The organism is Oceanobacter sp. ABM4_470 (assembly GCF_056158645.1).
Genome location: NZ_JBSWTR010000002.1, coordinates 213,539 through 239,270 on the forward strand (window position 1 = coordinate 213,539; position 25,732 = coordinate 239,270).

At 55.8% G+C, this 25,732-nt stretch carries 20 protein-coding genes; 10 read left to right on the plus strand and 10 right to left on the minus strand.

Going from position 1 to position 25,732, the window contains the following annotated elements; translation table 11 throughout:
* The first annotated feature begins 438 nt into the window (after positions 1–438).
* The 3 genes from ACXADJ_RS17705 (at position 439) to bfr (ACXADJ_RS17715) (ending at position 2,144) form a co-directional block, all read left to right on the plus strand.
* Entirely contained in the window at positions 439–918 is a 480-nt protein-coding gene (locus tag ACXADJ_RS17705; protein WP_028293606.1) for a DUF2947 domain-containing protein, read from the plus strand.
* 240 nt (positions 919–1,158) lie between these two features.
* A complete protein-coding gene (gene bfr / locus ACXADJ_RS17710) occupies positions 1,159–1,632 on the plus strand; it encodes a bacterioferritin (protein WP_028293605.1) in 474 nt (157 codons plus the stop codon).
* Between the two features lie 11 nt (positions 1,633–1,643).
* Positions 1,644–2,144 (plus strand): bacterioferritin, encoded by a 501-nt coding sequence (gene bfr / locus ACXADJ_RS17715; RefSeq protein WP_028293604.1) that lies wholly within the window; start codon positions 1,644–1,646, stop codon positions 2,142–2,144.
* 176 nt (positions 2,145–2,320) lie between these two features.
* Here bfr (ACXADJ_RS17715) and ACXADJ_RS17720 read toward each other — a convergent pair whose 3' ends face one another.
* From ACXADJ_RS17720 to ACXADJ_RS17760, 9 genes are all read right to left on the minus strand, one after another.
* Positions 2,321–2,671 carry a hypothetical protein gene (locus ACXADJ_RS17720; RefSeq protein ID WP_475068605.1) on the minus strand — a complete coding sequence of 117 codons (351 nt, stop codon included), beginning with the start codon at positions 2,669–2,671 and terminating at the stop codon, positions 2,321–2,323.
* 60 nt (positions 2,672–2,731) lie between these two features.
* Positions 2,732–3,091: a hypothetical protein gene (locus tag ACXADJ_RS17725; protein ID WP_475068608.1), complete on the minus strand. Its 360-nt coding sequence runs from the start codon at positions 3,089–3,091 to the stop codon at positions 2,732–2,734.
* Positions 3,088–4,209 carry a hypothetical protein gene (locus tag ACXADJ_RS17730; protein ID WP_475068610.1) on the minus strand — a complete coding sequence of 374 codons (1,122 nt, stop codon included), beginning with the start codon at positions 4,207–4,209 and terminating at the stop codon, positions 3,088–3,090. The genes ACXADJ_RS17725 and ACXADJ_RS17730 overlap by 4 nt, the downstream gene beginning before the upstream one ends.
* Before the next feature lie 153 nt (positions 4,210–4,362).
* Complete coding sequence (locus tag ACXADJ_RS17735; protein WP_475068612.1) at positions 4,363–5,109, minus strand: DUF4198 domain-containing protein; 747 nt, start codon at positions 5,107–5,109, stop codon at positions 4,363–4,365.
* A gap of 319 nt (positions 5,110–5,428) precedes the next feature.
* A complete protein-coding gene (locus ACXADJ_RS17740; RefSeq protein ID WP_475068614.1) occupies positions 5,429–7,306 on the minus strand; it encodes a feruloyl-CoA synthase in 1,878 nt (625 codons plus the stop codon).
* Between the two features lie 113 nt (positions 7,307–7,419).
* The gene (locus tag ACXADJ_RS17745) at positions 7,420–9,243 is read right to left on the minus strand and encodes an acyl-CoA dehydrogenase (RefSeq protein ID WP_475068617.1); all 1,824 of its coding nucleotides are present in this window, start codon (positions 9,241–9,243) and stop codon (positions 7,420–7,422) included.
* An 18-nt stretch (positions 9,244–9,261) separates the two neighbouring features.
* Positions 9,262–10,560, minus strand: coding sequence for a thiolase family protein (locus tag ACXADJ_RS17750; protein ID WP_475068620.1), 1,299 nt, complete (start codon positions 10,558–10,560; stop codon positions 9,262–9,264).
* A gap of 329 nt (positions 10,561–10,889) precedes the next feature.
* Positions 10,890–11,744 carry a p-hydroxycinnamoyl CoA hydratase/lyase gene (locus ACXADJ_RS17755; protein WP_051219238.1) on the minus strand — a complete coding sequence of 285 codons (855 nt, stop codon included), beginning with the start codon at positions 11,742–11,744 and terminating at the stop codon, positions 10,890–10,892.
* A gap of 116 nt (positions 11,745–11,860) precedes the next feature.
* Positions 11,861–13,258 carry an aldehyde dehydrogenase gene (locus ACXADJ_RS17760; protein ID WP_475068623.1) on the minus strand — a complete coding sequence of 466 codons (1,398 nt, stop codon included), beginning with the start codon at positions 13,256–13,258 and terminating at the stop codon, positions 11,861–11,863.
* Between the two features lie 533 nt (positions 13,259–13,791).
* Between ACXADJ_RS17760 and ACXADJ_RS17765 the strand changes: the two genes are divergently transcribed.
* The 3 genes from ACXADJ_RS17765 to ACXADJ_RS17775 all read left to right on the plus strand — a co-directional run bounded on the left by ACXADJ_RS17765 (position 13,792) and on the right by ACXADJ_RS17775 (position 17,491).
* Positions 13,792–14,832, plus strand: coding sequence for a TRAP transporter substrate-binding protein (locus ACXADJ_RS17765; protein WP_475068626.1), 1,041 nt, complete (start codon positions 13,792–13,794; stop codon positions 14,830–14,832).
* A 208-nt stretch (positions 14,833–15,040) separates the two neighbouring features.
* Positions 15,041–15,508 carry a MarR family winged helix-turn-helix transcriptional regulator gene (locus ACXADJ_RS17770; RefSeq protein WP_475068628.1) on the plus strand — a complete coding sequence of 156 codons (468 nt, stop codon included), beginning with the start codon at positions 15,041–15,043 and terminating at the stop codon, positions 15,506–15,508.
* Between the two features lie 207 nt (positions 15,509–15,715).
* A complete protein-coding gene (locus tag ACXADJ_RS17775) occupies positions 15,716–17,491 on the plus strand; it encodes a tannase/feruloyl esterase family alpha/beta hydrolase (RefSeq protein WP_475068630.1) in 1,776 nt (591 codons plus the stop codon).
* A 248-nt stretch (positions 17,492–17,739) separates the two neighbouring features.
* On the opposite strand, the gene ACXADJ_RS17780 is transcribed toward ACXADJ_RS17775, so the two are convergent.
* The gene (locus ACXADJ_RS17780) at positions 17,740–18,639 is read right to left on the minus strand and encodes a choline sulfate utilization transcriptional regulator (protein WP_475068632.1); all 900 of its coding nucleotides are present in this window, start codon (positions 18,637–18,639) and stop codon (positions 17,740–17,742) included.
* A 187-nt stretch (positions 18,640–18,826) separates the two neighbouring features.
* Between ACXADJ_RS17780 and betC the strand changes: the two genes are divergently transcribed.
* The 4 genes from betC (at position 18,827) to ACXADJ_RS17800 (ending at position 25,603) form a co-directional block, all read left to right on the plus strand.
* Positions 18,827–20,368, plus strand: a complete 1,542-nt coding sequence (gene betC, locus ACXADJ_RS17785; protein WP_475068634.1) for a choline-sulfatase — start codon at positions 18,827–18,829, stop codon at positions 20,366–20,368.
* 87 nt (positions 20,369–20,455) lie between these two features.
* On the plus strand, positions 20,456–21,400 hold the full coding sequence (locus ACXADJ_RS17790) for a choline ABC transporter substrate-binding protein (RefSeq protein ID WP_475068635.1): 945 nt from the start codon (positions 20,456–20,458) through the stop codon (positions 21,398–21,400).
* A gap of 218 nt (positions 21,401–21,618) precedes the next feature.
* Positions 21,619–23,403 (plus strand): SulP family inorganic anion transporter, encoded by a 1,785-nt coding sequence (locus ACXADJ_RS17795; RefSeq protein ID WP_475068637.1) that lies wholly within the window; start codon positions 21,619–21,621, stop codon positions 23,401–23,403.
* A 586-nt stretch (positions 23,404–23,989) separates the two neighbouring features.
* Positions 23,990–25,603 (plus strand): BCCT family transporter, encoded by a 1,614-nt coding sequence (locus ACXADJ_RS17800; RefSeq protein WP_475068639.1) that lies wholly within the window; start codon positions 23,990–23,992, stop codon positions 25,601–25,603.
* Positions 25,604–25,732 lie beyond the last annotated feature (129 nt).

Here is a 25,732-nt window from a genome sequence, read left to right on the forward strand (position 1 = left end):
GGACCCTCTGAATAACTCTGCACAGCTCTGCGCGAGTCCTGCTGGTTGTCAGAACAAGGCGGCGAATGCAGCGGAATGGCTGGCCCTTTCCAAATTCGCCAACGCCGTTATGGCGGCCTGCAGGCCGCGCCCAACGGGGAAGACAGGGCATTGCTGACTCTGTGTCACTGATTTTTGACTTGACCCGTCAGGCCTGCAAATCAGCTTCGTGATTCAGCGTCGCCCTGTCATCCAGAGCGGGCACCGAGTTATTCAGAGGGTCCCTAGCTGCCATCTGACACCGGTTCTGGTGCCAGGCATCGAGAGCAAGCTCTCTCCCACCATATTGCCCGACACCCGAGCCTGCGCGGCCCGCACTACACTCGACCCCCGACACTCGCAGACTTTTTTGCTACCCTGCTGACTTCTCTACTCTCGACCCAATCTTCAGGACTCACTATGAATTACGTTCCGCTCAGCGACTTTAAATGGGGCTGGATTTTCCGCCACCGCGAACTGCCCATCCCGTCCGAGCATCTGGAACTGATTCGACCGCTGGCCAAAAACGCCGCCAATCAATATTGGAAAACCCATATCAGCAAGGAAGCCGCCCACGCGGTGAATTTCCTCGGTGATGATTGGCCTTCCCATAACGGCGTCTGGAACGACAAGGAAAACTGGGAAGCGGCCTGGGACAGCGATAGTCAGGAATTACCGGAAGCTCTGGCCGAACATATCCAATGGGAAAGTAACGTAACCGTATTTTTCTGTTACGACGTCGACCATGTTGTACAAACCCGTTGGGATATATTTCAACAGCACTGGAAAAACTTTCTGTTTGTCGATGACGAACCGATATTGTTGGGAAAGAATCGCAATGAGTGTGTGCGATTTCATTCCGATGGCAGCTATCAGACCGGAATGAAACCAAAACGCTAATCTTTCTTGTTTGTGGGTGGGAATGGGTTTAATAAATATCTATATGTTAAATTTAAAAAACCCTTTAAAATCAATGATTTGAATCTTCTTTAAATGTGCTTGTGAATGTATTTGATATTCGATATCAAATACATTTGCTCATAAATTATCAAATAACGCCTTATTATATTTCTTTACTTGTTGAATTCATTTTTAAGCCCTAAACTCCACCTCAATAATTAATTCACAGGGCGATAGGGTATGAAAGGCGATAGCAAGGTTATCGAATACCTGAACCAGGTACTCACCATCGAACTTACTTCCATTAACCAGTATTTCCTGCATGCACGCATGTACAAAAACTGGGGCTTCGAAGAGCTGAATGAGAAGTGCTACAAGAAATCCATCAAGGATATGAAACAGGCCGACGAATTGATCGAGCGTGTTTTGTTCCTCGAAGGCCTGCCGAATCTGCAAAAACTGAATCGTCTGCGCGTTGGTGAACACACCGAAGAAATGCTGCAGTGCGATATGGATCAGATCGACGAGCAAATGACCCTGCTGCGTGAAGCCATTGCCTACTGTGAATCCGTCAGCGACTTCGTTAGCCGTGAACTGCTGAAAGAGATCCTGGAATACGAAGAAGAACACTTCGACTGGATCGAAACCCAGCAGCACCTGATCGAACAGACGGGCATCCAGAACTACTTGCAATCCATGATGAGCGACGACTGAAGGACAGACACATGAAAGGTAATCCTCAAGTAATTGAAAAACTGAACATGCTGCTGGCCGGTGAACTGTCTGCCATGGACCAGTACTTTATCCACTCCCGCATGTACGCCGACTGGGGCCTGTGGAAACTGTACGAGCGCATCGACCACGAATTCTTCGACGAGCGTGAACACGCCTCTGAACTGATCAACCGCATCCTGTTCCTGGGCGGTATTCCAGACATGGTGACCCGCGTTGATATCAACGTTGGCAAAGACGTTCCAGCAATGCTGAAAAGCGACCTGGACCTGGAATACAAGGTAGTCGACGACCTGCGCGAAGTGATGGCTTACTGCGAATCCGTTCAGGATTACGTCACCCGCGACATCCTGCTGAAAATGCTGGACGACACCGAAATCGACCACGCCTGGTGGTTGGAGAAACAACTGAAGCTGATCGATCGCATTGGTCTGGAAAACTACCAACAGTCGATGATGGGCGAAGAGCCAGCCAACACCGGCGGCGCTCACTGAACATTTGTAAAATTTGCGAGCCACAGCACCCGGTTAGCAGTTATACTATGAGTCAGAGTTAGACAGAATTTGCTTTGATGAGAGAGCAAATCAAAAGCCCCGATACCCGCAGAAGGTATCGGGGCTTTTTTATGGTTCAAATTCGGGGCTCATGCTGTATAGCGGCTTTGCCCGAATTACCCACTAAGGCCTAGCAAGCCGCCAATGAGCACTCCGCTCAACCAGAGATAAAGAGAAATACTCAGGGTCAGTCCCAATCGCTTATCGAACCGGGTGCCGTAATGGCGCACGGTTTCACCATCAATTGAGGGATCGTATTTGTGATTGAATATGCTGCCGTACGGTAGAGAAATCACATTGGCTATCCAGAGCGTCCTCAGTCCCAAGCCATCCCATCCGCAGGCTTTGGGGTGGCCATTCTGTTCCATCTGGCGGTCAATCCTGGGCACTGATACGCTTGAAAACAGCATCCAGGAAAGAGCCGCAACGAAGAAAAGAATCAAGGATGCCCAGTCATAAATATTCATTGGAGTGATCCATGGTCGTGCTGTTTTGAAGCCTACGTTGATCTTCGTAGTCAGCAAGGCCTACTGGTCCCAACCCAGTAGCTGCCCAAGTAGCAAAATTGCAATAAAGATAAGGCCAGAAAGAGACAAAATCAGAGCCAAGGCTCTGTCGAAGCGACTGCCGTATTGGTGAACTGTTTCACCATCAATCGAAGGATCGTATTTGTTATTCAGAATGCTTCCGTACGGGAAGGCAACCGCAGTGGCAATCCAGAATGTCCGCATCCCCAGCTGGTCCCAGCGACAAGCACGGTCATGGCCATCAGCCATCATTCGCCGGTCGATCGCAGGTACAGACAGTCGCGCAAAAAGAACCCAGCTGACCAAAAAGGTCAGCATTGAAAGTCCACCGGCCCAGTTGTATATGAAATCTGCAATCATTGGCTGTCGTATATTGATGCTGCTTTTTCTTGGCCAAAGTTATCGGCCGCTTGTCCTGCGAAATAGCCTGCCACTAAGCTACCGGCAAAAACTACCCCCATCACTGCCCATCCTACTGGTCCTGCCAGAGTTAAGCCCGCTTGCGCAGCAACCCAGCCAGCCCCAGCCATACCAGCGGCGAATGTTACCCTGCCTGTTGCCGTTCCCACAGCAGCTCCCGTACCAAATCCAGTGACTTGTTTGGCGCTTTCCCGCATCCAGTCGCCACCACTTTCAGCAACATCGTGGACTTTATTAACCCGCAGGCCGGCATCAACGGCCAGGGCGACCGAACCAAGGTGGTTGATGGTTTTGCTGGCTTTACCCAGTTCAGACGCCTGTACTTTGGAGACGATATTTAGCCTATGGCTGCCTTTGGAAGATGTCGCTGCTCGCTCGGCCAGTGTAATGCCGCGCTGATAGCCGGTCAGTGCATCGCCGCGGTTTTTTCCCTGAATGGCCAGTGGGGCAAAGCGGGCGAGTTCTTTGGGATAAGCAGTTTGCAACTTCTCATATGCCAGTTTAGCCAGACGTTTGGCTTTAGTTAGCTTTTCAGCATGACCGCGTCCATAGCCTGAGCCGCTGAGCTTTGTCACACGATTAAGTGCCACCTGGTACGCCAGTACAACTTGTTCGAATTGACTCAAGCGCTCACCAGCGGCAGTGGCTGCAGCGCCAATCATGCTGTTCATTGATGCGTAACTATCGGCACTGGATGGGGAGCGATTTGAAGAGGATGTTCCCTGAGAAGAAAGCTGTTTGATAACCCGATCCAGACGTTGCAGGTTTTCATCGCTGAAATAGCGGTTGATAAAAGCCGCCAGGGCGATGGACTCGCTGTCCGTGTATTCCACCAATTGCTGTAGGGTACTTTTTTCTGCGGGTGTGAGTGTATTGAAGCCCGCGGCAATATCGATGGAGTAGTCATCGACTGTGAGTGACAGTGGTGTGCCGGGAAACACCCAGCTATTGGGAGACAGCGCGTTAGCCGTGCAAACCTGATTGATGTCTGATTCTGTCAGGAATCCCAGAATATCTTGCGCTCGTCCTGCTCGTCCGGATACCAAAATATCGGCCATCTCACACTCCCTTGATTGAATAGAAAAGCAGGGAGTGTATGGGGAGCGGCCAGAGAAAAATCAGAGCCAGTTAACGAGTCAGAACAAAGGTATTCGGGCAGCAAATCCGGATTCTGAATCTGTGACCTGCTGCCGTATTTCTAGTTGTGTTGTTTACTCTTCCTCATGCTCCAGCGAAAACGATAACGTGGCCAGGTGTTCAACCTTGTCTTCTTTCTTCGGGTCCATGGCTGGGCCTTCGTAGCTGGCGGCGACGACGTTCAAGCCCTGATTACGAATGGCAAGGGTGGCTTTGCCGTCTTTGCCGGTGATCACGGGTTTGGCATCCGGGTCGGTGACCAGGTCGGCGATCACATGGGCGCCGGCGACTGGTTTACCTTCGTATAGCACCTGATAGGTTACGTCGTGGCCGAGGTGATGAGGGAAGTGTTTGTGCTTGCCCTGGGGTTCCAGCGGGATGATTTGCAGGCGCTGGTTTTCAATCACGGGTACGGGTTTCAGTTCGCCTTTCAGGTGCACGGCGTATTTGAAGGTGGTCAGGCTCAGCACGGAATCCGGTACTTCATCGCGGCCTTTGGCGTGCCATTTACCATCCGGAGTTTTGCTCCAGATGCCGTTGTTCATAACCACCGAGACAGCGCTTGATTTGTTGTCAGTATCAATCAACAGCATTGGGCCTGCTGGAACCAGTTCGGTGCTGCTGGCGTTCCAGTTGGCGTCGTACAGCATCGGCGTACGGAATTTGTGCTGGCGTTTGATGGTATCCAGGTCTTCGGCGCCATCGCCATAAACCACGGCCAGTTTGGAGGAGCGTTCAGCAAACCAGACGCCGTGGGCGTTGGCTGCGTTGGAGACAAGCAGAACAGAGCTCAGCAGCAGTGTGTGGGCGAGGGTTTTCATTCGTTATCAGCACCATGATCGGGTTGGAATTTTCCATCATGGTAACGAGATTGGTTCTTGAATGAAATGATGTAACTTTTATTTGTGCGGGGTGCTGGTTTCTGCTCGGGTAGGGCTCTCCCTACGGTAAAAAGCTCAAAGCTAAAAAGCCGAGGGATCAGAAGCCCTTTGCAAAAAAGCCCGGTTTTCCCACTACAAAAAAACCGGGCGAAAGCGGCGTTTGGTCAACAAACGACCGGGAGCACAGTGTCTGCCAACACAGCTCCGGAGAATGCGCTGTGGTGGCATCGAGTTATTCAGAGGGTTCTCAGCTGAAGGATTACTTCAGCCCCAATACACCCTCTTGCAGCTCATCGGCGTAGAGTTTCTTCACCGTGTCGGAGCGGTTTTCCAGAATCGAGCGCTGGTTCAACGAGCCTTTGTCGGTGATTTCGTGGGCGTCCAGCTGCGGTGCGTTGGCTTCGATAGTCAGCCGCACAATCTTGTTGGAGCTGCCGGTTGCTGCTGAAGCCATTTCAACCAGCAGGCCCTGGAATACCTCACGGGTGTGAGGGTGGTCGACCAGTGCCTGTGGGTCGCTGCTCTGTGGCAGGCCGGTGAGCTTACTCAGCTGCGCCATGTCCGGGAAGACCATCACGCTGATGTAGCTGCGGTCGTGGCCTGCCACCACCAGATCCTGCACGTACGGTGCACACTGGTGAATGGTTTGCTGGCGCAAGGCGCCGACGCTGACCCAGGTGCCGGTATCGAGTTTGAAGTCTTCCGATACCCGGCCGTCGAAGCGGAAACCGCGGTTGGGTTCGCTGGCGTCGATGTATTTCAGCGCATCACCGAGACAGTAGTAGCCTTCTTCGTCGTACGCCTGTTCGGTTTTTTCGGCATCGCGCCAGTATCCCGGGGTAATGGAATGGCCTTTGATGCGAGCTTCCAGTTTGCCGCCGTTTGGTACCAGTTTGATTTCACAACCCGGTGACGGGGTGCCTACCACGCCAGAGGCGCATTCGGCGATTGAGGCAAACAAGGCACCCGGGCCGGTTTCGGTGGCACCCATGCCGGTCATCATCGGTACTTTCTTGCCAGTGATTTCTATTGCCAGTTCATCCAGTGCATCCCAGACGTGCTGTGCCATGCCGGCACCGGCGAAGTACATCACGTTGAGGCGGCTGAAGAAGTTTTCGGCCACATCGCGGTTGGCGCGCAGTTCCTGTACCAGCAGTTCGTAGCCCTTGGGCACGTTGAAGTAGATGGTCGGGGCCACTTCGCGCAGGTTTTCCAGCGTTTGCTTCAGCAGTTTTGGCGTGGGTTTGCCCTGGTCAATGTAGAGCGAGCCGCCGTTGTATAACGCCAGATAGGTGTTGTGGTTGCCACCGAAGGTGTGGTTCCACGGCAGCCAGTCGACCAGCACTGGCGGTTCGTTACGCACAAAATTGAAGATGTCGGCCAGAATTTCCTGATTCGAGGCCAGCATACGGTTGGGGCAAATCACCCCTTTGGGCATGCCGGTAGAACCCGAGGTAAAGAGAATTTTGGCAATGGTGTCCGGCGTCACTTGCTGGTGGGCAATGTCGACGGCCTCGGTCACCGGGGTGGCCAGGATCTGTTCAAAGCGGCTCAACTCACCCTTGAGGTTATCGTCGCCGTGTTCGGTAATCACCGACAGCACTGGCAAGCCTGGCAGTACGGCGTCGATGGCGTTGCGGTACGGCCCAAGGTTGTCGGCAAACACCAGTCCCGGCGTCATCAGACCGGCGATGTGGCGCAGCTTGCCGAAGTCGGTCGAAATGGTGGAGTAGGCGGTGGAAATCGGTGCGTAGGGAATGCCTACGTACATGGCCGCCAGCGACAGTAACAGGTGTTCGGTACTGTTGCCGGACAGTACGATGATCGGCCGCTCGACGCCCAACGGCTCGCCGTCTACGCGCAGGTCCAACAGCCACTGGGCAATGGCGCGCACTTGCTGGTGGGCTTCGGCGTAGCTGATGGCTTCCCAGTGGTTCAGTTCGGGGTTGTTAATGCAGCGCTGGGCAACAAACAGCTGATCCGGGGTTTTGGCTGCCCATTGGTCGAGGCAGTCGGTAATGCGGTCCGGGTATTGGCCAAGCTCGCCTTGTGGGCGAACAATCTGGCTGCCATCTTCACGATGTTCAACGGTGACCTTGTGGGCCGTGACGTCGACGGGGCGAAATTCCGCGTTCATTGTGTATTCTCCATGCCGCCTTTTTTATGTTTATGGCGGCTGCTGAGCTTCTTTAATTGTAATGTTCTATTCGGTCAATCCTGACGTTGGTCGTCAGGAGCTGCGCTGCGGGCTTATTCACCCGCCAGTGCAAAATCAAATTCGCTGAGGCCGCTGGTGGCGTTGGCAACCGTGGTCAGTAAGGCATGAATCTGCGGCATGCCGTGGGCGAAGTAGAATTTCGCCAGTGCCATCTGATTGCGGTGGTAGGCCGGGTCACGGTCTTGCTGCACCTGTTTGTGGGCCAGGTTGGCCAGCAGCGCCAGTTGCCAGCCACTGCACAGTCGGCCAATGGCTTCCAGCATGGGTACAGAACCGGCGTGCAAACGAGCCTGGTCGGCTTGTTTGCCAATGCCGCCGTTGGCGTTCGGTTGCAGTTCCAGCAGGGTGCGCAGTTGGCCGTGAATGGCGGCTACGGCGGATACCAGTCCGGCACGCAGTTCTTGCAGCTCGCCCGGCAGTTGGTCGGCGTCGCTGGAAATCTGTCGCAGCAGGTTTTGCAGCGCGGTGCCGTTGTCGCCAAGGATTTTGCGGAACATCAGGTCGCGGCCCTGAATGCCGGTGGTGCCTTCGTAAATGGTGGTGATACGAGCATCACGAATAAACTGGGCCACGCCGGTTTCTTCAACAAAGCCCATGCCGCCGTACACCTGGGTGCAGGTACCGGCCATCAGGTTGCCCTGTTCGGTCGAGAAGGCTTTCATGACCGGTGTCAGCAGGGCGATGCGCTCGCGCAGGGCTGCGACCTGTTTTTTGTCGTCGGACTGCTCGGCCATGTCGATCCAGGCGGCAATGGAGTAACCCAGCGCCCGCAAGCCGGTGGTCTGGCTGGCGATCGACAACAGCATGCGTTGTACGTCCGGGTGACGGGCAATGGTGACCCGTTCGCCGGTTTGGTAGTCGGCGCCCTGGGTACGTTCCAGCGCATAGCCAAGAGCGTGTTGATAACTCAGCTCGCCAAAGGCAACGCCCTGCAAACCGGTGCTCAGTCGGGCTTCGTTCATCAGCACAAACATCGCCATCAGGCCCTTGTTTTCCTGGCCAATCAGCTCGCCAATGCAGTCGTCGTTGTCGCCGTAGGCCATCGAGCAGGTAGGGCTGCCGTGCAGACCCATCTTGTGTTCAATGCCGCTGCACACCACGTCGTTGCTGTCGCCCAATGAGCCGTCCGGGTTAATGCGGAACTTGGGCACCGCGAACAGTGAAATACCACGGCTGCCTTCCGGTGCATCGGGAGTGCGGGCCAGCACCAGATGGACGATGTTCTCGGCCATGTCGTGCTCACCGTAGGTGATGAAAATCTTCTGGCCCCTGATCTTGTAGCTGCCATCGCCCTGTGGAATGGCTTTGGTGGTGGTGTTGGCCAGATCAGAACCGGCAGACGGTTCGGTCAGCGCCATGGCCACCGACCAGCGGCCGCTGACAATGGGTTCCAGATAGGTTTGCTTCTGGGCCTCGGTGCCAAAGTGCATCAGGATTTCACTGCCGCCCTGGGTCAGCGCCTGAAACATCACAAAGGCCAGGTTGGCCGACAGCCACATTTCGTTCACCGGCTGGGCGATGATGCGAGGCAATTCCTGACCGCCGTAAATGGCGGGCAGCGCCAGTCCGGTCCAGCCGTTTTCAGCAAACTGGGCGTAGGCTTCTTTCCAGCCATCCGGGGTGATGACTTTGCCCTTTTCATCGCCGTCGGCAATGAAACGGCAGCCTTGCACGTCGCCGCTGGCATTCAGTGGCGCCAGTGCACCGCTGGCGAATTTACCGGCTTCTTCCAGAATCGCAGCGACAAAATCCGCCGGGTACTCCGCGAGGGTGTCGAAGCGGTCGAGTTGGTTGTATTCACGCACCATGTCGAGCGTGAACAGCATGTCTTTTAACGGGGCTTGGTAGTCACTCATGATTGCTGACCCTGTAAATTATCCAAATTTTTCCAACAGCACGGCGATGCCCTGACCGCCGCCGGCACAGGCTGACGAGATGGCGAACTGGCCATCGGTCTGGTTCAGCTGGCGGGCAACGGTGTGAGTCAGGCGCACGCCGGTAACCCCTAACGGGTGACCGATAGCAATGGCGCCACCGTGAATATTCAGGCGTTCGCGGTCCAGTCCCAGCTCGCGTTCGCACGCCATGACCTGAGCCCCGAAGGCTTCGTTAATTTCGTAGCGGCAGACGTCGTTGACGCTCATGCCACGGTCGTTCAGCAGCGAGCGAATGGCCGGTGCCGGGCCAATGCCCATGATTTCTGGTGGCACGCCAACGACGGAACCACCCGCTATTCGCGCCAGCGGCTTGAGGCCGTGAGCGCGCATGTAGTCACCGCTGACTACCAGTACTGCTGCCGCGCCATCAACAATGGCGGAGCTGTTGCCACCGGTTTGAACGCCGGTGTCGTAGGCATCGGTGTATTGGCTGGAACGGAATGCCGGACGCAGTTTGGCCAGTGTTTCAAGGCTGGTGGGGCGCACGTGGCCGTCGTGTTCGAACGACGTAGCGCGGTCGGCCAGCTTGAGTTTGCGCGGCTGATAGCCTTCCAGCGTCCATTCGCTGTTTGCGACCGAGACCACTTCGTCATCGAAGTAGTCGTTTTGTTGGGCGGCTACGGCATTGGCGAAAGAGCGCGCGGCATAGGCGTCGACGTCTTCACGCGAAATGCCATAACGCACGGCGAGGTTTTCAGCCGTGTGGCCCATGCCGATGTTCGGCGCGGTGTCGATGGTGGCTTCCCAGAGGAAGTCCTTGAATTCGACCTGGCCCATGCGGAAACCGGCGCGGTGGGTGTAAGCGGCGATCGGGTTGCGGGACATGGATTCGGTGCCCACCACCATCGCGACCTTGGCTTTGCCCAGCGTAATCTGGTCGGCAGCGGTCAGAATGGCTTCAAAACCGGTGCCGCATAATCTGTGAACCAGCACGGAAGGTGCTGACTGTGGCACGCCTGCGTAGAGGCCAATATGACGAGGCATAAAGAAGGCGTCGTAACTGGCCTGGGCGACGTTGCCAGCAACAATAAAGTCGACGTCTGTGGCCTGAATGCCGGACGTTTTGCCAACTTTGTCGAGCAGCGCGCGGGCGGCATAAATGCCGAGATCGGTAGGCGACACATCGCGCAGGACGCCGGTGTAGTCGGCGAACGGGGTGCGGGCTCCGTCGACGAGCCAGATGTCGTCGTAGCGGGAGATCATTGCGCCTTGTTCTGATGCTGCGAATGCGTTCATACCAGAGCTGCCATGTTCGGGTTGTTGGGGCCTGACGGCTTATTGTTGTTTTGGTCTTGCCAGTACTGCGAGTGTTGCAGTGGCGGGGGTTGGTCCTCTTCAGGGGTCTTACCCCTGGTCCGGACGGCAAACCCCGCTTCGCGCTGCCGATTCGCTGATCGGTTATGGCTGCCAACACCCTGCGGTAACGTGCAGATTCAGCATCCCTGCTTCAACTGCGCTGCCCGGCCATCCATGGCCGGTGCTACCTGTGTGTTGTTGCTCTAACCGGCTCATCTTGAGGCGCATGAGGTGGCGCAGGTGCGGTTCCTGAAAACCGCTTTTCAGGCTTACTGGCCTTGCTTGGACTTGTCGTAAGCGCCCAGACCTGGCTTGTAGGTCTTGTCGTCGATGAACTGCTTGATGCCTTCCTTGCGACCGTCGTTGTCGAAGAAGTTAGCGGCTTCCTGGGCGCGTACCAGGAAGTCTTCGGCGTTGTCGTAGGTCATTTCCTGCACCCGACGTACGGCGTCTTTGGTGGCCTTCAGGGCAACCGGGTTTTTCTGCAGCAGTACGGAGCACACTTCCTGTACACGTTCTTTCAGTTGCTTGGCCGGTACCGCTTCGTTGATCAGGCCCCATTCCGCTGCGGTTTTGCCGGTGATGTTTTCGCCCATCAATGAGTGGTACATGGCGTTGCGGAACGACAGCAGGTCGGTGGCCACTTTGGTGGCACCGCCGCCTGGCAGGATGCCCCAGTTGATTTCGGACAGGCCGAATTGAACGTCTTCAGCGGCGAATGCCAAATCGCAGGAATACAGCGGGCCGTAGCCGCCACCGAAGCACCAGCCGTTTACCATGGCGATGGTTGGTTTCTGGTACCAACGCAGGCGACGCCACCAGCCGTAGGATTCACGCTGGGCGCCACGGGTCGCACCCAGACCTTTGGCTTCGTTTTCGCGGAAGTATTCTTTCAGGTCCATACCGGCAGACCAGGCAGTGCCTTCACCGGTCAGTACCAGTACGCCCACGTCGTCGCGGAATTCCAGTTCGTCCAGCACGCGCATCATCTGGCGGTTCAGCTTCGGGCTCATGCAGTTGCGTTTTTCCGGGCGGTTGAAGCTCACCCAGGCAACGTTATCCACAACTTCAAAGGCAACGGTGTCCAGCTCGTCCTGCGGGATGTCTTTTTCGTAAATGCTCATGTCTCTCAACCTTTTTAAATTCTTGTCAGTGGTCAGTCAGCACAGCCACGGCGGCTGCGCTGATGGAATGGGTTTTATTAATTTGTCGTAATAAATGGGCGTCTTAGATTGGCGCTTTAAATGGGATAGTGACCCGGCTCGGTTTCCATGGTGATCCAGCGCAGCTCGCTGAACTGGTCGATGCCAGCCTGACCACCAAAACGGCCATAACCGGAAGCGCCAACACCACCAAATGGCATCTGGGCTTCGTCGTGTACGGTGGCACCGTTAACGTGGCAAATACCGGAATGGATTTGCTTGGCCACTTTGAGGCCGCGGGCAGTGTTCTGGGTAAATACCGAAGCACTCAGGCCGTATTCGCTGTCATTGGCGATACGGATGGCATCGGCTTCATCCTTGGCCACGATCATGGCGCACACCGGACCAAAGCTTTCTTCGCTGTAGATGCGCATTTCCTTGGTGACGTTACCCAGCAAGGTGGCTGGCATCAGCACGGAATCGGCTTTGCCGCCCGCCAGAATGGACGCGCCTTTGGATACGGCGTCGTCGATCAGCTCATTCACTTTATGGGCGGTTTTCAGGTCCACCACAGCACCCAGCGGGGTGTTGTTTTCGCGTGGATCGCCGGTTTCCATTTTGGAGACCTTGGCGGCCAGCTTGGCAGCGAAGGCTTCAGCCACCGACTCAACCACCACCAGACGTTCGGTCGACATACAGATCTGACCCTGGTTCATATAGGCACCGAAGGACGCAGCTTTTACCGCTTCGTCCAGGTCGGCATCTTCCAGCACCACGAACGGGGCTTTACCGCCCAGCTCGAGCAGACATGGCTTCAGGTGTTCGGCGGCGCGCTTGGCAATGATGCGACCCACGTCTGTAGAACCGGTGAAGTTAATGCGTTTTACCTGTGGCGCGTCGATCAGGGCGCCAACCACCTCACCGGCATCCGCAGGTGCGTTGGTAACGTAGTTGACGGTGCCTTCCGGGAAACCGGCTTCGGCCAGTGCTTCAATAATCAGTGAGTGGGTGCGCGGGCAGATTTCTGAACACTTGAGGATTACAGCGTTGCCACATGCCAGTGCGGTCGAGATAGCACGCACACCCAGAATGATAGGGGCGTTCCATGGCGCAATGCCCAGAATCACGCCGACGGGCTGGCGCACGGCCATAGCCAAACAGCCTGGCTTGTCGGAAGGGATCACTTCGCCGGAAATCTGGGTGGTCAGGGAAGCCGCTTCGCGCAGCATGGAGGTGGCCAGCATAACGTTGAAGCCAGCCCAGCCAGCGGTCGCGCCAATTTCGTTGGCCATGGCATCAATAAAGTCGGCCTGACGGGCAGCCAGTGCATCAGCGGCTTTCAGCAATACAGTACGACGGGCGTTAGGGCCCATTTCCGACCAGGCTTCAAAGCCTTTCTGAGCGGTTTCTGTTACCGCGGCAATATCGCTGGCTTGCATGGCAACAGCAGTGCTGGCGACGTCGCCAGTCAGTGGGTTCAGGCGTTCAAAGTTCATTGTTATCTCCGTTTTTATTTTGAGTGGATAACGTTGTGGCTTGGGTACGCGCTGCAGTAACTGGCCCGAATCGAGGCGGTGTCTGGCGAGTACAGTAACCGCATCAGCGGTGGTTTTCGGGCTCGGGTTATTGAGCTTCGATCTTATTGTTGCCTGAAAATATAGTTTAGTACCACAACAATTTTCAACGGATTTCTGAAACGACTAAGACCAAAGGCGTAGACCGGACGGCTCAGATCAGCCTGGCCTGTTTTGTTACAGCCGCGGGTTTTCGGCAGAATAGGGTTCTTAAGTATTTGAATTTAAATAAAAAATTGGAATCTTTACGGCGCTGTCTGGTGACGTGTTGACGACCTGTGATGACCCGGACTAGGTAATGGTGACGACAAATTGTTGTTGACATAAACAATGTGCGTAAAACACACTCGTTGCCATCAGATTGGTGATGGATCGGCTGATCGACTGCCCACGGCGGGCATCAGCCACGGCAATCTGAAACACAAACCAATATAAAAATAACCTGGGTGTGAACCATGAAGATCAAGACTCTGCTGGTGTCGTTGGGCATCACGCTGGGCAGCCTGACCGCAGTGAATGCACAGGCCGCTGAACCCGAATACTCATTCAAGCTGCATCACTTTCTGCCGCCTATGTCGATGGCGCATCGCCAGTTCCTGCAACCCTGGGCCGACAAGGTGATGAAGGAATCCGACGGTCGTATCAAGATTGATGTGTACCCGGCCATGCAGATGGGCGGCAAACCACCGCAGCTGTTTGACCAGGCGCGCAAGGGCGTTGCCGACATTACCTGGACCGTTGCCGGTTATACGCCGGGCCGATTCCCGAAGGGGTCTGTGTTTGAGCTGCCGTTTATGCCAGCCAGCGCAGAAGCGACCTCTATGGCGCTGCAGGAATACGCCGAAACCGAGATGCAGGACGAGCTGGATTCTGTCCATATTCTGGCGCTGCACACCCACGCGCCAGGTTCACTGCATGCGCGTAACAGCCAGATAAAGCAGGTATCGGATCTTGCCAACCAGAAAGTGCGTGCGCCGAACAAGGCCATGGCCGAGGTGTTCAGCAACGTTGAAGCCAGCGCGATCTTTATGCCAGTGACCCAGATGACCAGTGCCTTGTCGAAAGGGGTTCTGGACGTGGCGGTGCTGCCGTTTGAAGTGGTTGCGCCACTGAAGATTCACGAGCAAACCACCTATCACACCGAGATCAAGGGCGAGCGTGGCCTGTATGCCCAGTTCTTTGCGTTCAGCATGAACAAGAAGGCTTACGACAAGCTGCCTGACGACTTGAAAAAGGTGATCGACAACAACTCCGGTATTCCGCTGGCTCAGCATATTGGTCAGCTGTTCGATAACTACGAAGCCACTGCTCGTGAAGTGGCTGTGAAGAACGGCAACAGCTTCTACACGCTGCCAGAATCCGAAGTGTCCATGTGGCGCAAGCAAGCGCAGTCAGTGACCGATGACTGGATTGACGACATGGACGACGACGGTCAGCGCCTGTACGACAAGGCCAATGCCCTGATCGAGAAGTACCGCAAGCAGGTTGGTCACTAACCACTGGTTAGCGCAATCGGTTTGGAAGCCGATGCCAGTTAGCTCCCTTGCACCGGGGCGCTGGTGTCGGTTTCCTCCGCGCCCGACACTCAATTCCTGAAACGGCTTGCGATGGCTCAGGAAGGTCACCTTTGTTGCATGGCGTTATAATTGCAGTTTGCTACAATCTGGCAATTATCGTTTCTGTCTCAAGGCACTTCCTTTTCCCATGTCCGCTTCTGACAATCCCTCCGATACCCTCGATTTTGGCATGTTGCATGAACTCATCGGCTACCGTTTACGCCGTACTCAAATGGTGTTTTTCAACAGCTTTGCAGACGCCTGTAACGACCTTGGCATCAGCCCGGGCCTGTTTGGTGTACTGACGCTGGTGAAGGAAAACCCGGGCCGTACTCAAACCGCCATTGCCCAGGCGCTGGGCAACGACCGTTCGGCCATGGTGGCCGCTGTCGATAAGCTCGAAAAGCTCGATTTGGTGGAGCGCAGGCCGTCTCGCACCGACCGTCGTTCCTACGCCTTGTACCTGACGGACAACGGCGAAAGTTTTTATGAAAAGCTGCGCCAGCGGGTGTTACAGCACGAAGGTGAGCTGGAAAAAGTGTTGCGTCCGGGGGAAAAAGAGCTGCTGCTGGATATGTTGGCACGGCTGTGTGCCGCACGTGATGGCGACGACTGACAACGCCTTTATGTCCCTTCAAAGCGCACGTAAAACGCAAGTCTCAAAACCGGCCAAGTGCCGGTTTTTTGTGTCTGGAGCGAAGTTCTCATATCCGTTAAATGTAATGGCTTTTGATATAAAACTTATTGGATAGACTGATTGCTTTAAAAAACAATTGTTTTGCACTTAAACAAAAATAACAAAACAATTTGATGGAGCTTTCCAATGACTCGTCAGCACTCCGCGCAGAACGCGGACAGCGGCCGTATGCCGTTTGTTCGTCCCTCGCTGGCTACCGCACTGGTAGCGGCTGTGTTGTTAACCGGTTGCGGTTCAGACAACGACAGCAGCGATAACAACGTTGCGACAAACCCGATCCCACAACTCAGCGCTGCCACCGCCAGTACCTTCACCGGTTCGTGCGACTCACTGGCCGGTACGCTGGCTTACGACAACACCACCATCACCTCGGTTGAAACCATCGCCGCAGGCACGTTAACCGTGGCGGATACCGCCATCGGCGAACACTGTCTGGTGTCTGGCTATATGAACCCGCGCACCAGTGACGTCGATGGCAAGGACTACGCCATTGGCTTTGAAATCCGCTTGCCGGTCGACTGGAATGGCCGCTTCTTCTATCAGGGTAACGGTGGACTGGACGGCAGTGTACGCACCGCCGAAGGTGCCCACGGCGGTGGTTCCTTGTCTAACGCTCTGTCGATGGGCTTTGCGGTGATCAGTTCTGACGCCGGTCATAGCCCGGGCCTGCCGACCTTTGGTTACGACCCACAAGCCCGTCTGGATTACGGCTATCAGGCAGCTGGAACACTGACGCCAATGGCCAAATCGGTGATTGAACAAACCTACGGCAAAGGCCCGGATCGCAGTTATTACGGTGGTTGCTCCAACGGTGGTCGTCACGCCATGGTGGCCGCGACCCGTTATGCCGATCAGTACGACGGCATTCTGGTCGGTGCTCCGGGCTATCGTTTGCCAAAAGCCGCCGTGGCCAATATTGGCGGCGCACAAGCCTATGCCACCATTGATGGCACCGACACAGCTGATTTGAGCACCGCGTTTACTGCCGCAGAACACGCTACGGTGGCAGCGGCTGTGCTGGAGCAATGTGATGCGCTGGACGGTGTGGAAGATGGCATGGTGCAGGACTTCCAGGCCTGTCAGACGGCGTTTGATATTCAGACCGATGTGGCGACCTGCGACGTCGAACGGGATGGCAGCTGTCTGACCCAACAGCAGAAAGACGTGATTGAAGCCGTCTACGCCGGGGTGCAAACCTCCACCGGTGAGACCATCTATAACTCCTTCCCGTTCGACCACGGCATTTCCGGTTCTGACGTGATGAGCTGGGACTTCAGCGCACCGATCACCCGCGATTCCGGCGCAGTGGCGATGATCTTCAACACTGCCCCGGTTGAGCTGGCGGATTTCAACATTGCCAACTTCGATGGCTCGGCGTTTGTGTTCGATTCTGACCTCGATACCCTGGCGGCCAACACTGAAACCACCACCGATGTGTACACCGAATCGGCGATGGATTTCATGGCTCCGCCAAGCCCGCAAGACATGAGTACGCTGAAAGATCGAGGCGGCAAGATCATGGTGTATCACGGCGTGTCCGATGCCATTTTCTCAGTGCAGGACACTGCCGACTGGTATGACTCACTTGATGAAGGTACTGGCGACGCCGAAGCCTTTGCTCGTTTCTACGCAGTACCGGGCATGGGTCATTGTCGTGGTGGTTTGTCGACCGATCAGTTCGACATGCTGACCCCACTGATTGCCTGGGTTGAGCAGGGCGAAGCACCAGAAGCGGTGGTAGCGACCGCGCGCGGTGTGGATAACGCCGGTGGTGAAAACACCGAGCTGCCGGATGACTGGGCGGAAGACCGTACTCGTCCGCTGTGTCCGTACCCGCAGGTAGCGCGTTACAACGGCAGTGGCGATATTGATTCGGCAGAGAACTTTAGCTGCCAGCTGTAGTCCCACAAGTTCAGCACGACGCGCACGATGGCAGTACCCCGTCCGGTGTTCTCTCCGTTGCCGGGCGGGTCCAATTGGTGGCAGGGTGGCACCTGCCGGTTCGGATGGTCGCAGTCACGATGACTGCGACCATCCGTATCTTTTCTTTAGTTTTCCCTGACTCCCGAGCCTGCGCGGCCCGCTGACTCCCGACTCCCGACTCCCGACTCCCGACTCCCGAGCCTGCGCGGCCCGCTCACTCCCGACTCTCAAACCCTGATCTCTGCAAACCAGTCCAGCAATGCTTGTCTGGCCAGCGAGCGGGTACCCGGTTGCGGTTCGACCAGATAATAGCCGTTGTCTGAATGGGCGCTGTACTCTTCCAGTCCGACCAACAGGCCATTGCTTAGCATTTCATCGACCAGATGTTTCCAGCCCAGTGCCAGTCCCTGACCGGCAATCGCCGCCTGAATCAGCAGGGTGTAGTTATCAAACGTCAGCACCGGTTCGCCCGGTTCTACCTGGCTGTTGCGGGCGGCAAAGTAGTCGGCCCACTGAAACCAATATTGGCTGTCGTCGACCCGCAGCTTCAGCATCGGCAGCGATGCCAGCCCCTTGTGGCTGCGCACCGGGCCATGCTGTTGCAGAAACGCTGGACTGCAAACGGGCATCACCTGCTCACCGAACAGTCGTAAGGCTTTGGGGTGCGCCGCCGGACTGGAAAACAGAATGGCGACATCGATATCGGCGGCCAGCAGCAAATGGCGCTCCTGTGACGTGACGATGCGCACTTCAATATCCGGGTGACGTTGGCGGAAGTCGGGCAGTCGCGGTAATAGCCAGAAAGCGGCAAAAGCGAAATCGGTTGCGACATTGAGGGTTTTTTTATCGCGGTGGGTGCGCAGTTTTTCGCTGCAATCGGCGATGTCCCGCAAGCTGCCTCTGGCCACTTTGTACAGTTCCTGACCGCTCTCGGTCAGCGCCACTCCCCGATAGATTCGCTCGAACAGCGCAATTCCCAGTTCTTGCTCCAGTCCCCGTACCTGCTGGCTTACGGCCGATTGTGTGGTGCCCAGTTCCTTCGCTGCTGCGGTGAAATTCTGATGGCGTGCAGCGGCCTCAAAGGTCACAAGTGCTTGCAATGTGGGCAATTGGTCATGGAGTGGCATTAGCTCACCTAATGGCTGGCATAAGTTGCCGGGCAGTTTACAGAGATTCACTGAACGATACATTGGAAAAAGGCCCAGACGTCGTCGGCGGGCAAAAAACTGAAATATCGGATGGTTGTTGGCCTTGTCTGTTGGCTTTGCAGGTTGGCATCAAACAGCCATCACCAGTGTGACCAGCGGAGCACGTATGACCCAGCAACAACCGAATATCCTGTTCATCATGGCCGACCAGATGGCCGCGCCAGTGCTGAAAATGTACGGCGGCAAGGTCGCCAAAACCCCGCATCTGGATGCTCTGGCCGAGCGTGGCCAGGTATTTGATTCGGCTTATTGCAACAGCCCGCTGTGTGCTCCCAGCCGCTTTGTGCTGATGAGCGGGCAGCTGCCCAGCAAGATTGGCGCGTACGACAATGCCGCCAACTTCCCCGCCGACATTCCAACTTTCGCCCATTACCTGCGCCGCGAAGGCTATAAGACCGCGTTGTCCGGCAAGATGCACTTTTGCGGCCCGGATCAGCTGCATGGCTACGAAGAACGTTTGACCACGGATATTTATCCGGCGGATTACGGCTGGGTAGTGGACTGGGAAAACTTCGAAGAGCGCCCGAGCTACTACCACAATATGTCATCGGTGACTCAGGCAGGCGTGGCGGTACGTACCAACCAGCTCGATTTCGACGACGAGGTGTGTTTTCAGGCCCAACGTTACCTGAATGATTATGTGCGCGGCTCCGACCTGCGACCGTTTTGCCTGACGGTGTCGATGACGCACCCGCACGATCCTTACGCCTGCCTGCAGGAATACTGGGATCGCTACAGCGACGAAGAAATTGATATGCCGTCGTTCGAGATTGACGACGACCAGCAAGACCCGCATTCCAAACGCTTGCTGCACGTCTATCAGAAAGACCGTAGCCAGATTCCGGACCAGAAAATCCGCGATGCCCGCCACGCTTACTACGGCAATTGCAGCTACGTTGACGACCAGATTGGCGCACTGCTGCAAACCCTGAAAAACACCGGCCTGGATAAAAACACCATTGTGGTGTTCTCCGGTGATCATGGCGACATGCTGGGCGAGCGCGGCCTCTGGTACAAAATGAGTTACTTCGAATGGTCTGCCCGGGTGCCGATGATCATTGCCGCGCCAGAAGGTCTGCAGGGTTTTGATTTTGGCGCGGGTCGCATCCGTCAGTCGATTTCGACCATGGATTTGCTACCCACCTTTGTTGAATGGGCCACCGGCCACAACAACACCGACTACGCCATGCCGCTGGATGGCCGTAGCCTTAACCCGCATCTGAAAGGCGATGCCGACAATGCCCACGACGAAGTGATTGGTGAATACATGGGTGAGGGGGTGACGTCGCCGATGTTTATGATTCGCCGTGGGGACTTCAAATACGTGTGTTGTGGCGATGATCCCGAACAGCTGTTCAACCTCAAGGATGACCCGTCCGAGCAACACAACTTGGCCGAGCTGCCGGAATGCGCCGACAGGGTGGCCGCCTTCCGTGCTGAAGCCGCCGAACGCTGGGACGTCGAGGCCATTACCCGCGACGTCATCATCAACCAGAAGCGCCGCCGGGTTGTGACCGCCGCCCATCAGCAGGGCAAAGAGGTGAAGTGGGATCATCAGCCGATCTTCGACGCCAGCACCATGTACATGCGCAACAACATCGATCTGGACGACCTTGAGCGTCGCGCCCGTTTTCCCGTCGTTGATTAAATATAAATAGATGAACTGCCAGCTTGAGTCGATCGAAACGATGGCTCAGGCTGAAAAAAGAAAAACCAACCGAGGAGTAGCAACATCATGATCAAGACCGGCAAATCACTGGCGCTGACCGCGCTGATGCTGACGGGCGCCGCCAGTGCCATGGCAGACGTTCCAGCCAGCTGTCAGACCGTGCGCTTCACCGACCCGGGCTGGACCGATATCAACTCCACCAACGCGTTAACCGCCGAGGTGCTGCAAGGATTGGGATACAAAACCAAGATCACAACCCTGGCCGTTCCGATTGGTTTTGAGGCGCTGAACAACGGCGAGATCGATATTTTTCTGGGCAACTGGATGCCAGCGCAGCAGAAGTTCATCGACAAATACGTCACCGAAGGCAACGTCGAGCAAGTACGTACCAACCTGGAAGGGGCCAAGTTTACGCTGGCAGTGCCAGAGTACGCGTACAATGCCGGTGTGAAGGACTTTGCCGATCTGGCCAAATTTGCCGATGAGTTCGACAGCAACATTTATGGCATTGAGCCGGGGGCACCGGCCAACCAGTTGCTGCAAAATATGCTCGACAGCAACGACTTCGGTCTGGGCGACTGGACCGTGGTGGAATCCGGCGAGCAGGGCGTCGTCGCTCAGGTCAAACGCATGGTGCGCCGCGACAAGTACATTGTGTTCCTGGGCTGGGAGCCACACCCGATGAACACCACCTTTAAAATGAAATACCTGTCCGGTGGCGACAAGTACTTTGGCCCTGACTACGGCGGTGCCACCATTCACACCCTGACCCGCGATGGCTACAGCAACCAGTGCAAAAACGTCGGCAAGCTGCTGGATAATCTGGAATTCAGCCTGACCATGGAAAACACCGTGATGGGCTACATCATGGACGACGGCATGAAACCGGCCGATGCTGCGCGCAAGTATCTGCAAGCCAACCCGCAGGTGATGAACGCCTGGCTTGAAGGCGTGACCACGGTGAAAGGCAAGGAAGGCAAAGGTGCGGTGTACCAGTATCTGGAGCTCTGATCCGGTCACGCCCTGACTCGCAGAATTCAGGTGGTATGCTCTCCCGGTCTGCCGCCTGATGTTGTCACACGGCCCCGCTGCTTGCGCGACGGGGCCGTGTGTTTGAAGGACCCTCTGAATAACTCGGTGCCCGCTCTGGATGACAGGGCTGTGTAGGGTTCTTCATGGAGTCCTTGGCTATTATAAATAAGTCATTCCATTCATTTGTGAGCCTCTGCATGCCATCTTCTGCGAACCTCCACCGGTTTGACCGCTTGCTGCCGTTTCTGGCGTGGGGCCGGTCGCTGAGCCGGGATGATGTTCGATCCGACCTGATTGCCGGAATTACCGGTGCCGTGATGGTGTTGCCGCAAGGGGTCGCCTACGCCCTGATTGCCGGTATGCCGGCAGAATACGGTTTGTACGGTGCCATGGTGGTGGCAGCCATTGCCGGGTTGTTTGGTTCTTCCCGTCATCTGGTTACCGGCCCGGCGGCGGCGTTGGCCATTATGCTGTTCAGTGTGCTGGCACCGCTGGCGGAGCCCGGTTCGCAACGCTTTATTGAATTGGCGCTGTTGCTGACGCTGCTGACCGGCGTGATCCAGCTGGTGTTGGGGTTGGCGCGCGCTGGTAATCTGGTGGCGTACATTTCCCACACCGTGGTGGTCGGCTTTACCTCCGGGGCGGCGGTATTGATTGCCACCAGTCAGCTCGGACATGCGTTAGGTCTGGAGCATCTGGACGGTGGTTCGCTGCTGGTTCAGTGGCAGCAGTTGCTGACTTCGCTGTCGTCCAGCCATGGGCTCTCGCTACTGATTGCGCTGGTGACGCTGGCGACGACCTTGCTGGTGAAACGGCTGTCCAAACGAATCCCCGCCATGCTGGTGGGCATGTTGGTGGGTGCCGGCTTGTGCTGGTTGCTGGATGGCCAACACAAGGGCGTTGCCATGGTGGGCGAAATCCCCAGCAGTTGGCCGCTGTTTCATGTGCCGGAGATTTCCCTTGAGCTGATTGCCATGCTGCTACCGGGGGCATTGACTGTGGCGCTGTTGGGGCTGGTGGAAGCCGCCGCCATTGCCCGTTCAATTGCGATTCGTTCAGGCCAGCGTATCGACGCCAATCAGGAGTTTGTCGGCCAGGGGCTGGCCAATCTGGTCGGCAGCCTGTTCTCCAGTTTTGCCGGTTCGGGCTCGTTTACCCGCAGTGGTCTGAATTACGACTCGGGCGCTCGTTCGCCATTGGCGGTGGTCAGCTCGGCGCTGTTCCTGTTGGTTATTTTGTTGCTGCTGCCTGACGTTACCGAGTGGATTCCCTTGCCTGCCATGGCAGGCGGTATTCTGTTGATTGCCTGGAACCTGTTCGACTTCAAGCAGCTGGCGCACTTCGCCCATTCGGACCGACGCGAGTGGGTGGTGTTTGTGGTAACGCTGGTGGCCACCCTGACGATTCGGCTGGAGTTTGCGGTACTGCTTGGGGTGGTGGTGTCGTTGTTGCTGTTTCTGGACAAAACCGCACGACCGAACGTGGTGGAAGTCGCGCCGATGGCGCCAAAAACCGAGCCGGAATGTCGCAACGTGGAGCGTTTGCAGCTGCCAGTGTGCCCCGAAGTTCGCATTCTGAGAATCGACGGTGCGGTGTTTTTTGGCTCTGCCGATCACATTCAGCAATCGATTCAGCACTTTTGCGAGCAGCACTCGCAGGTGCGGTTTCTGATCCTCAATTGCACGGGCGTGCATCATATTGATCTGGCCGGGGCGGAGATGCTGCTGCAGGAACAGCGGCGCTTGCAACAGTTACCAGGACAGCAAGACGTCGAGCTGACATTGTGTTGGCTCAAGAACCTGTTGTTGCAGGAACCGGATACCGCACGGCTGGTTCAACAGCTGGGCCCGCAGCGGGTGTTTGATACCAGTGCTGACGCGCTTGCGGCTCTGGTTCCAAAGGTGGCGCCCGAACGCTGTCAAAATTGCACCTTACGGGTGTTCAGACAGTGTCCCGCAGTGGAACCGGACTGGTGCCTGTAATTCGGCCAAAAACTGCTCGCGCTGAGTAGTGGCTCGTCGGAGCCTTTCTTTTTCTGTTCAGAAATAATCCATCTATGTCTAATTAATCGATGGGTTTTTCTGTCCTGTTTGGTTGTTTGGCAATCAAAATCAAATATGTATCAATAAGTTTGTTGATTATTTTGGCCGCTTTTTTGGCCATTTATTAAGCATTCTTGCCACTCTTTGCGCATCTTTCACCGCATTTTTCCCTCTTTCTGAATCTTTCACATTCCTGCTCTGCATGAAAATATCAGAATACTGTCAAAAAAGTATAAGTTTAGAGGTCGAAATAAATTCTGAAATCGTTATTATAATAATCTATCAATCTACCCGTATCCGACTTGTAAGAGTCTATCCGCGACAGGCTTGTTCAAACACGACCCGGTTGCTTTGACAGCACCACCAAGGGCAAGTGATGGTAGTGAAATCCATCTTTCGCCGGTCGCTTGGTCGGCGGATAAGTAGCGCTGTTTTCTGGGGAGGAAACCGCGCCAACAACAAGACGGATGGGGAGGGTTGGCAGTCTGAAACGACTGTTAGCGATTACATTCAATAGGGGATCAGCATGAATAAAGCCGATATTCGCGCTCTTGAAGAGCAATATCAGAGTGACTTTGAAGCTGGACAAGACAACCTTGAGTTCATGGGCATGGACTTGCACAAGGGCGTCTTTTTTATCAGCGCGGCACTTATCGTCGCGTTCATCGTAGGAACACTTTTGTTCCCGGAAGCAGCAGGCGAGTACCTGGGGGCGGCCAAATCCTGGTCGATCAGTAACTTCGACTGGCTGTTCATGGTTGGCGGTAACGTCTTCGTTATTTTCTGTGTGGCATTGATCTTCCTGCCTGTGGGTAAGATTCGTCTGGGCGGCGACGATGCCAAGCCGGAATTTTCCACCGTATCCTGGATTGCCATGCTGTTCGCAGCGGGTATGGGGATCGGCCTGATGTTCTGGAGTGTGGCTGAGCCGGTTGCTTACTTCACCGACTGGTGGGGCACGCCGCTGAACGCTGCAGCCAATACGCCGGAAGGTGCCAAGGCTGCTATTGGCGCGACCATGTTCCACTGGGGTCTGCACCCATGGGCCATCTACGGCGTGATGGGTCTGGCGCTGGCGTTCTTCTGCTACAACAAGGGTTTGCCACTGACCGTTCGTTCCGCTTTCTACCCTTTGTTGGGCGAGCGCGTATGGGGCTGGATGGGTAACGTGATTGATATCATCGCGGTACTGGCCACGCTGTTTGGTCTGGCAACGTCTTTGGGTCTGGGTGCCCAGCAAGCGGTGTCTGGTCTGAACTTCCTGTTCGGTACGCCGGATACCATCACCACTCAAATCTTCCTGATCATCTGTGTTACCGCTGTTGCTGCATTCTCTGTGGTACGTGGTATGGACGGTGGTGTGAAGCTGCTGAGTAACTTCAACATGATCGTTGCTGCGCTGCTGCTGGTGGCTGTATTCCTGTTGGGCCCAACCCTGGAAATTCTGGGCTGGATTGGTACTACCGTTGTTAGCTACGCCACCGACGTGGTGCCGCTGTCCAACTGGATTGGTCGTGAAGACGACAAGTTCTACCACGGCTGGACTGTGTTCTACTGGGCCTGGTGGATCTCCTGGTCACCATTCGTTGGTATGTTCATTGCCCGTGTATCCAAGGGCCGTACCGTTCGTGAATTCATGACGGCTGTGCTGATCATTCCGACGCTGATTACCATCGTATGGATGGGTGTCTTCGGTGGTACTGCACTGGAGCAAGCGACTACTGGTGTGGGCGAACTGGCCAACGGCATCAGCAGCGTATCCCTGAGCATGTTCCAGATGTTCGAGCACCTGCCAATGACCGGCATCATCTCCTTCATCGCCATCGTGCTGGTACTGACCTTCTTCGTAACCTCGTCCGACTCTGGCTCGCTGGTGATCGACTCCATCACCACCGGTGGCAAGATCGAATCTCCAGTACCACAGCGTCTGTTCTGGGCGTCTGCTGAAGGTCTGGTGGCGATTGCCCTGCTGATTGGCGGTGGCAAGGCAGCTCTGAGCGCACTGCAAGCGGGTGCTATCTCGACGGGCCTGCCGTTCACCTTCATCTTGCTGGCCATGTGTCTGAGCCTGTACCTGGGCTTGCAGAACGAAATGCGCATCCAGCGTCTGAAAAAGCCAGGCAAAATGGCCAACGCCTGATTGCCCTGACTTACGGCTCTGGTAACAGAGCCTGACCAGGCCCGCCTCGTGCGGGCTTTGTTGTTTCTGGGGTTGTTGTTTCTGGGGTTGTGTTTTATCACTTTGGCGTCGTAGGAGCAGGCTTGCCTG

Bases quoted from the DNA above. Each gene is read 5' to 3' on its own strand.
- ACXADJ_RS17705 (WP_028293606.1), top strand. From the start codon at position 439: ATGAATTACGTTCCGCTCAGCGACTTTAAATGGGGCTGGATTTTCCGC.
- bfr (WP_028293605.1), top strand. From the start codon at position 1,159: ATGAAAGGCGATAGCAAGGTTATCGAATACCTGAACCAGGTACTCACC.
- bfr (WP_028293604.1), top strand. From the start codon at position 1,644: ATGAAAGGTAATCCTCAAGTAATTGAAAAACTGAACATGCTGCTGGCC.
- ACXADJ_RS17720 (WP_475068605.1), bottom strand. From the start codon at position 2,671: ATGAATATTTATGACTGGGCATCCTTGATTCTTTTCTTCGTTGCGGCT.
- ACXADJ_RS17725 (WP_475068608.1), bottom strand. From the start codon at position 3,091: ATGATTGCAGATTTCATATACAACTGGGCCGGTGGACTTTCAATGCTG.
- ACXADJ_RS17730 (WP_475068610.1), bottom strand. From the start codon at position 4,209: ATGGCCGATATTTTGGTATCCGGACGAGCAGGACGAGCGCAAGATATT.
- ACXADJ_RS17735 (WP_475068612.1), bottom strand. From the start codon at position 5,109: ATGAAAACCCTCGCCCACACACTGCTGCTGAGCTCTGTTCTGCTTGTC.
- ACXADJ_RS17740 (WP_475068614.1), bottom strand. From the start codon at position 7,306: ATGAACGCGGAATTTCGCCCCGTCGACGTCACGGCCCACAAGGTCACC.
- ACXADJ_RS17745 (WP_475068617.1), bottom strand. From the start codon at position 9,243: ATGAGTGACTACCAAGCCCCGTTAAAAGACATGCTGTTCACGCTCGAC.
- ACXADJ_RS17750 (WP_475068620.1), bottom strand. From the start codon at position 10,560: ATGAACGCATTCGCAGCATCAGAACAAGGCGCAATGATCTCCCGCTAC.
- ACXADJ_RS17755 (WP_051219238.1), bottom strand. From the start codon at position 11,744: ATGAGCATTTACGAAAAAGACATCCCGCAGGACGAGCTGGACACCGTT.
- ACXADJ_RS17760 (WP_475068623.1), bottom strand. From the start codon at position 13,258: ATGAACTTTGAACGCCTGAACCCACTGACTGGCGACGTCGCCAGCACT.
- ACXADJ_RS17765 (WP_475068626.1), top strand. From the start codon at position 13,792: ATGAAGATCAAGACTCTGCTGGTGTCGTTGGGCATCACGCTGGGCAGC.
- ACXADJ_RS17770 (WP_475068628.1), top strand. From the start codon at position 15,041: ATGTCCGCTTCTGACAATCCCTCCGATACCCTCGATTTTGGCATGTTG.
- ACXADJ_RS17775 (WP_475068630.1), top strand. From the start codon at position 15,716: ATGACTCGTCAGCACTCCGCGCAGAACGCGGACAGCGGCCGTATGCCG.
- ACXADJ_RS17780 (WP_475068632.1), bottom strand. From the start codon at position 18,639: ATGCCACTCCATGACCAATTGCCCACATTGCAAGCACTTGTGACCTTT.
- betC (WP_475068634.1), top strand. From the start codon at position 18,827: ATGACCCAGCAACAACCGAATATCCTGTTCATCATGGCCGACCAGATG.
- ACXADJ_RS17790 (WP_475068635.1), top strand. From the start codon at position 20,456: ATGATCAAGACCGGCAAATCACTGGCGCTGACCGCGCTGATGCTGACG.
- ACXADJ_RS17795 (WP_475068637.1), top strand. From the start codon at position 21,619: ATGCCATCTTCTGCGAACCTCCACCGGTTTGACCGCTTGCTGCCGTTT.
- ACXADJ_RS17800 (WP_475068639.1), top strand. From the start codon at position 23,990: ATGAATAAAGCCGATATTCGCGCTCTTGAAGAGCAATATCAGAGTGAC.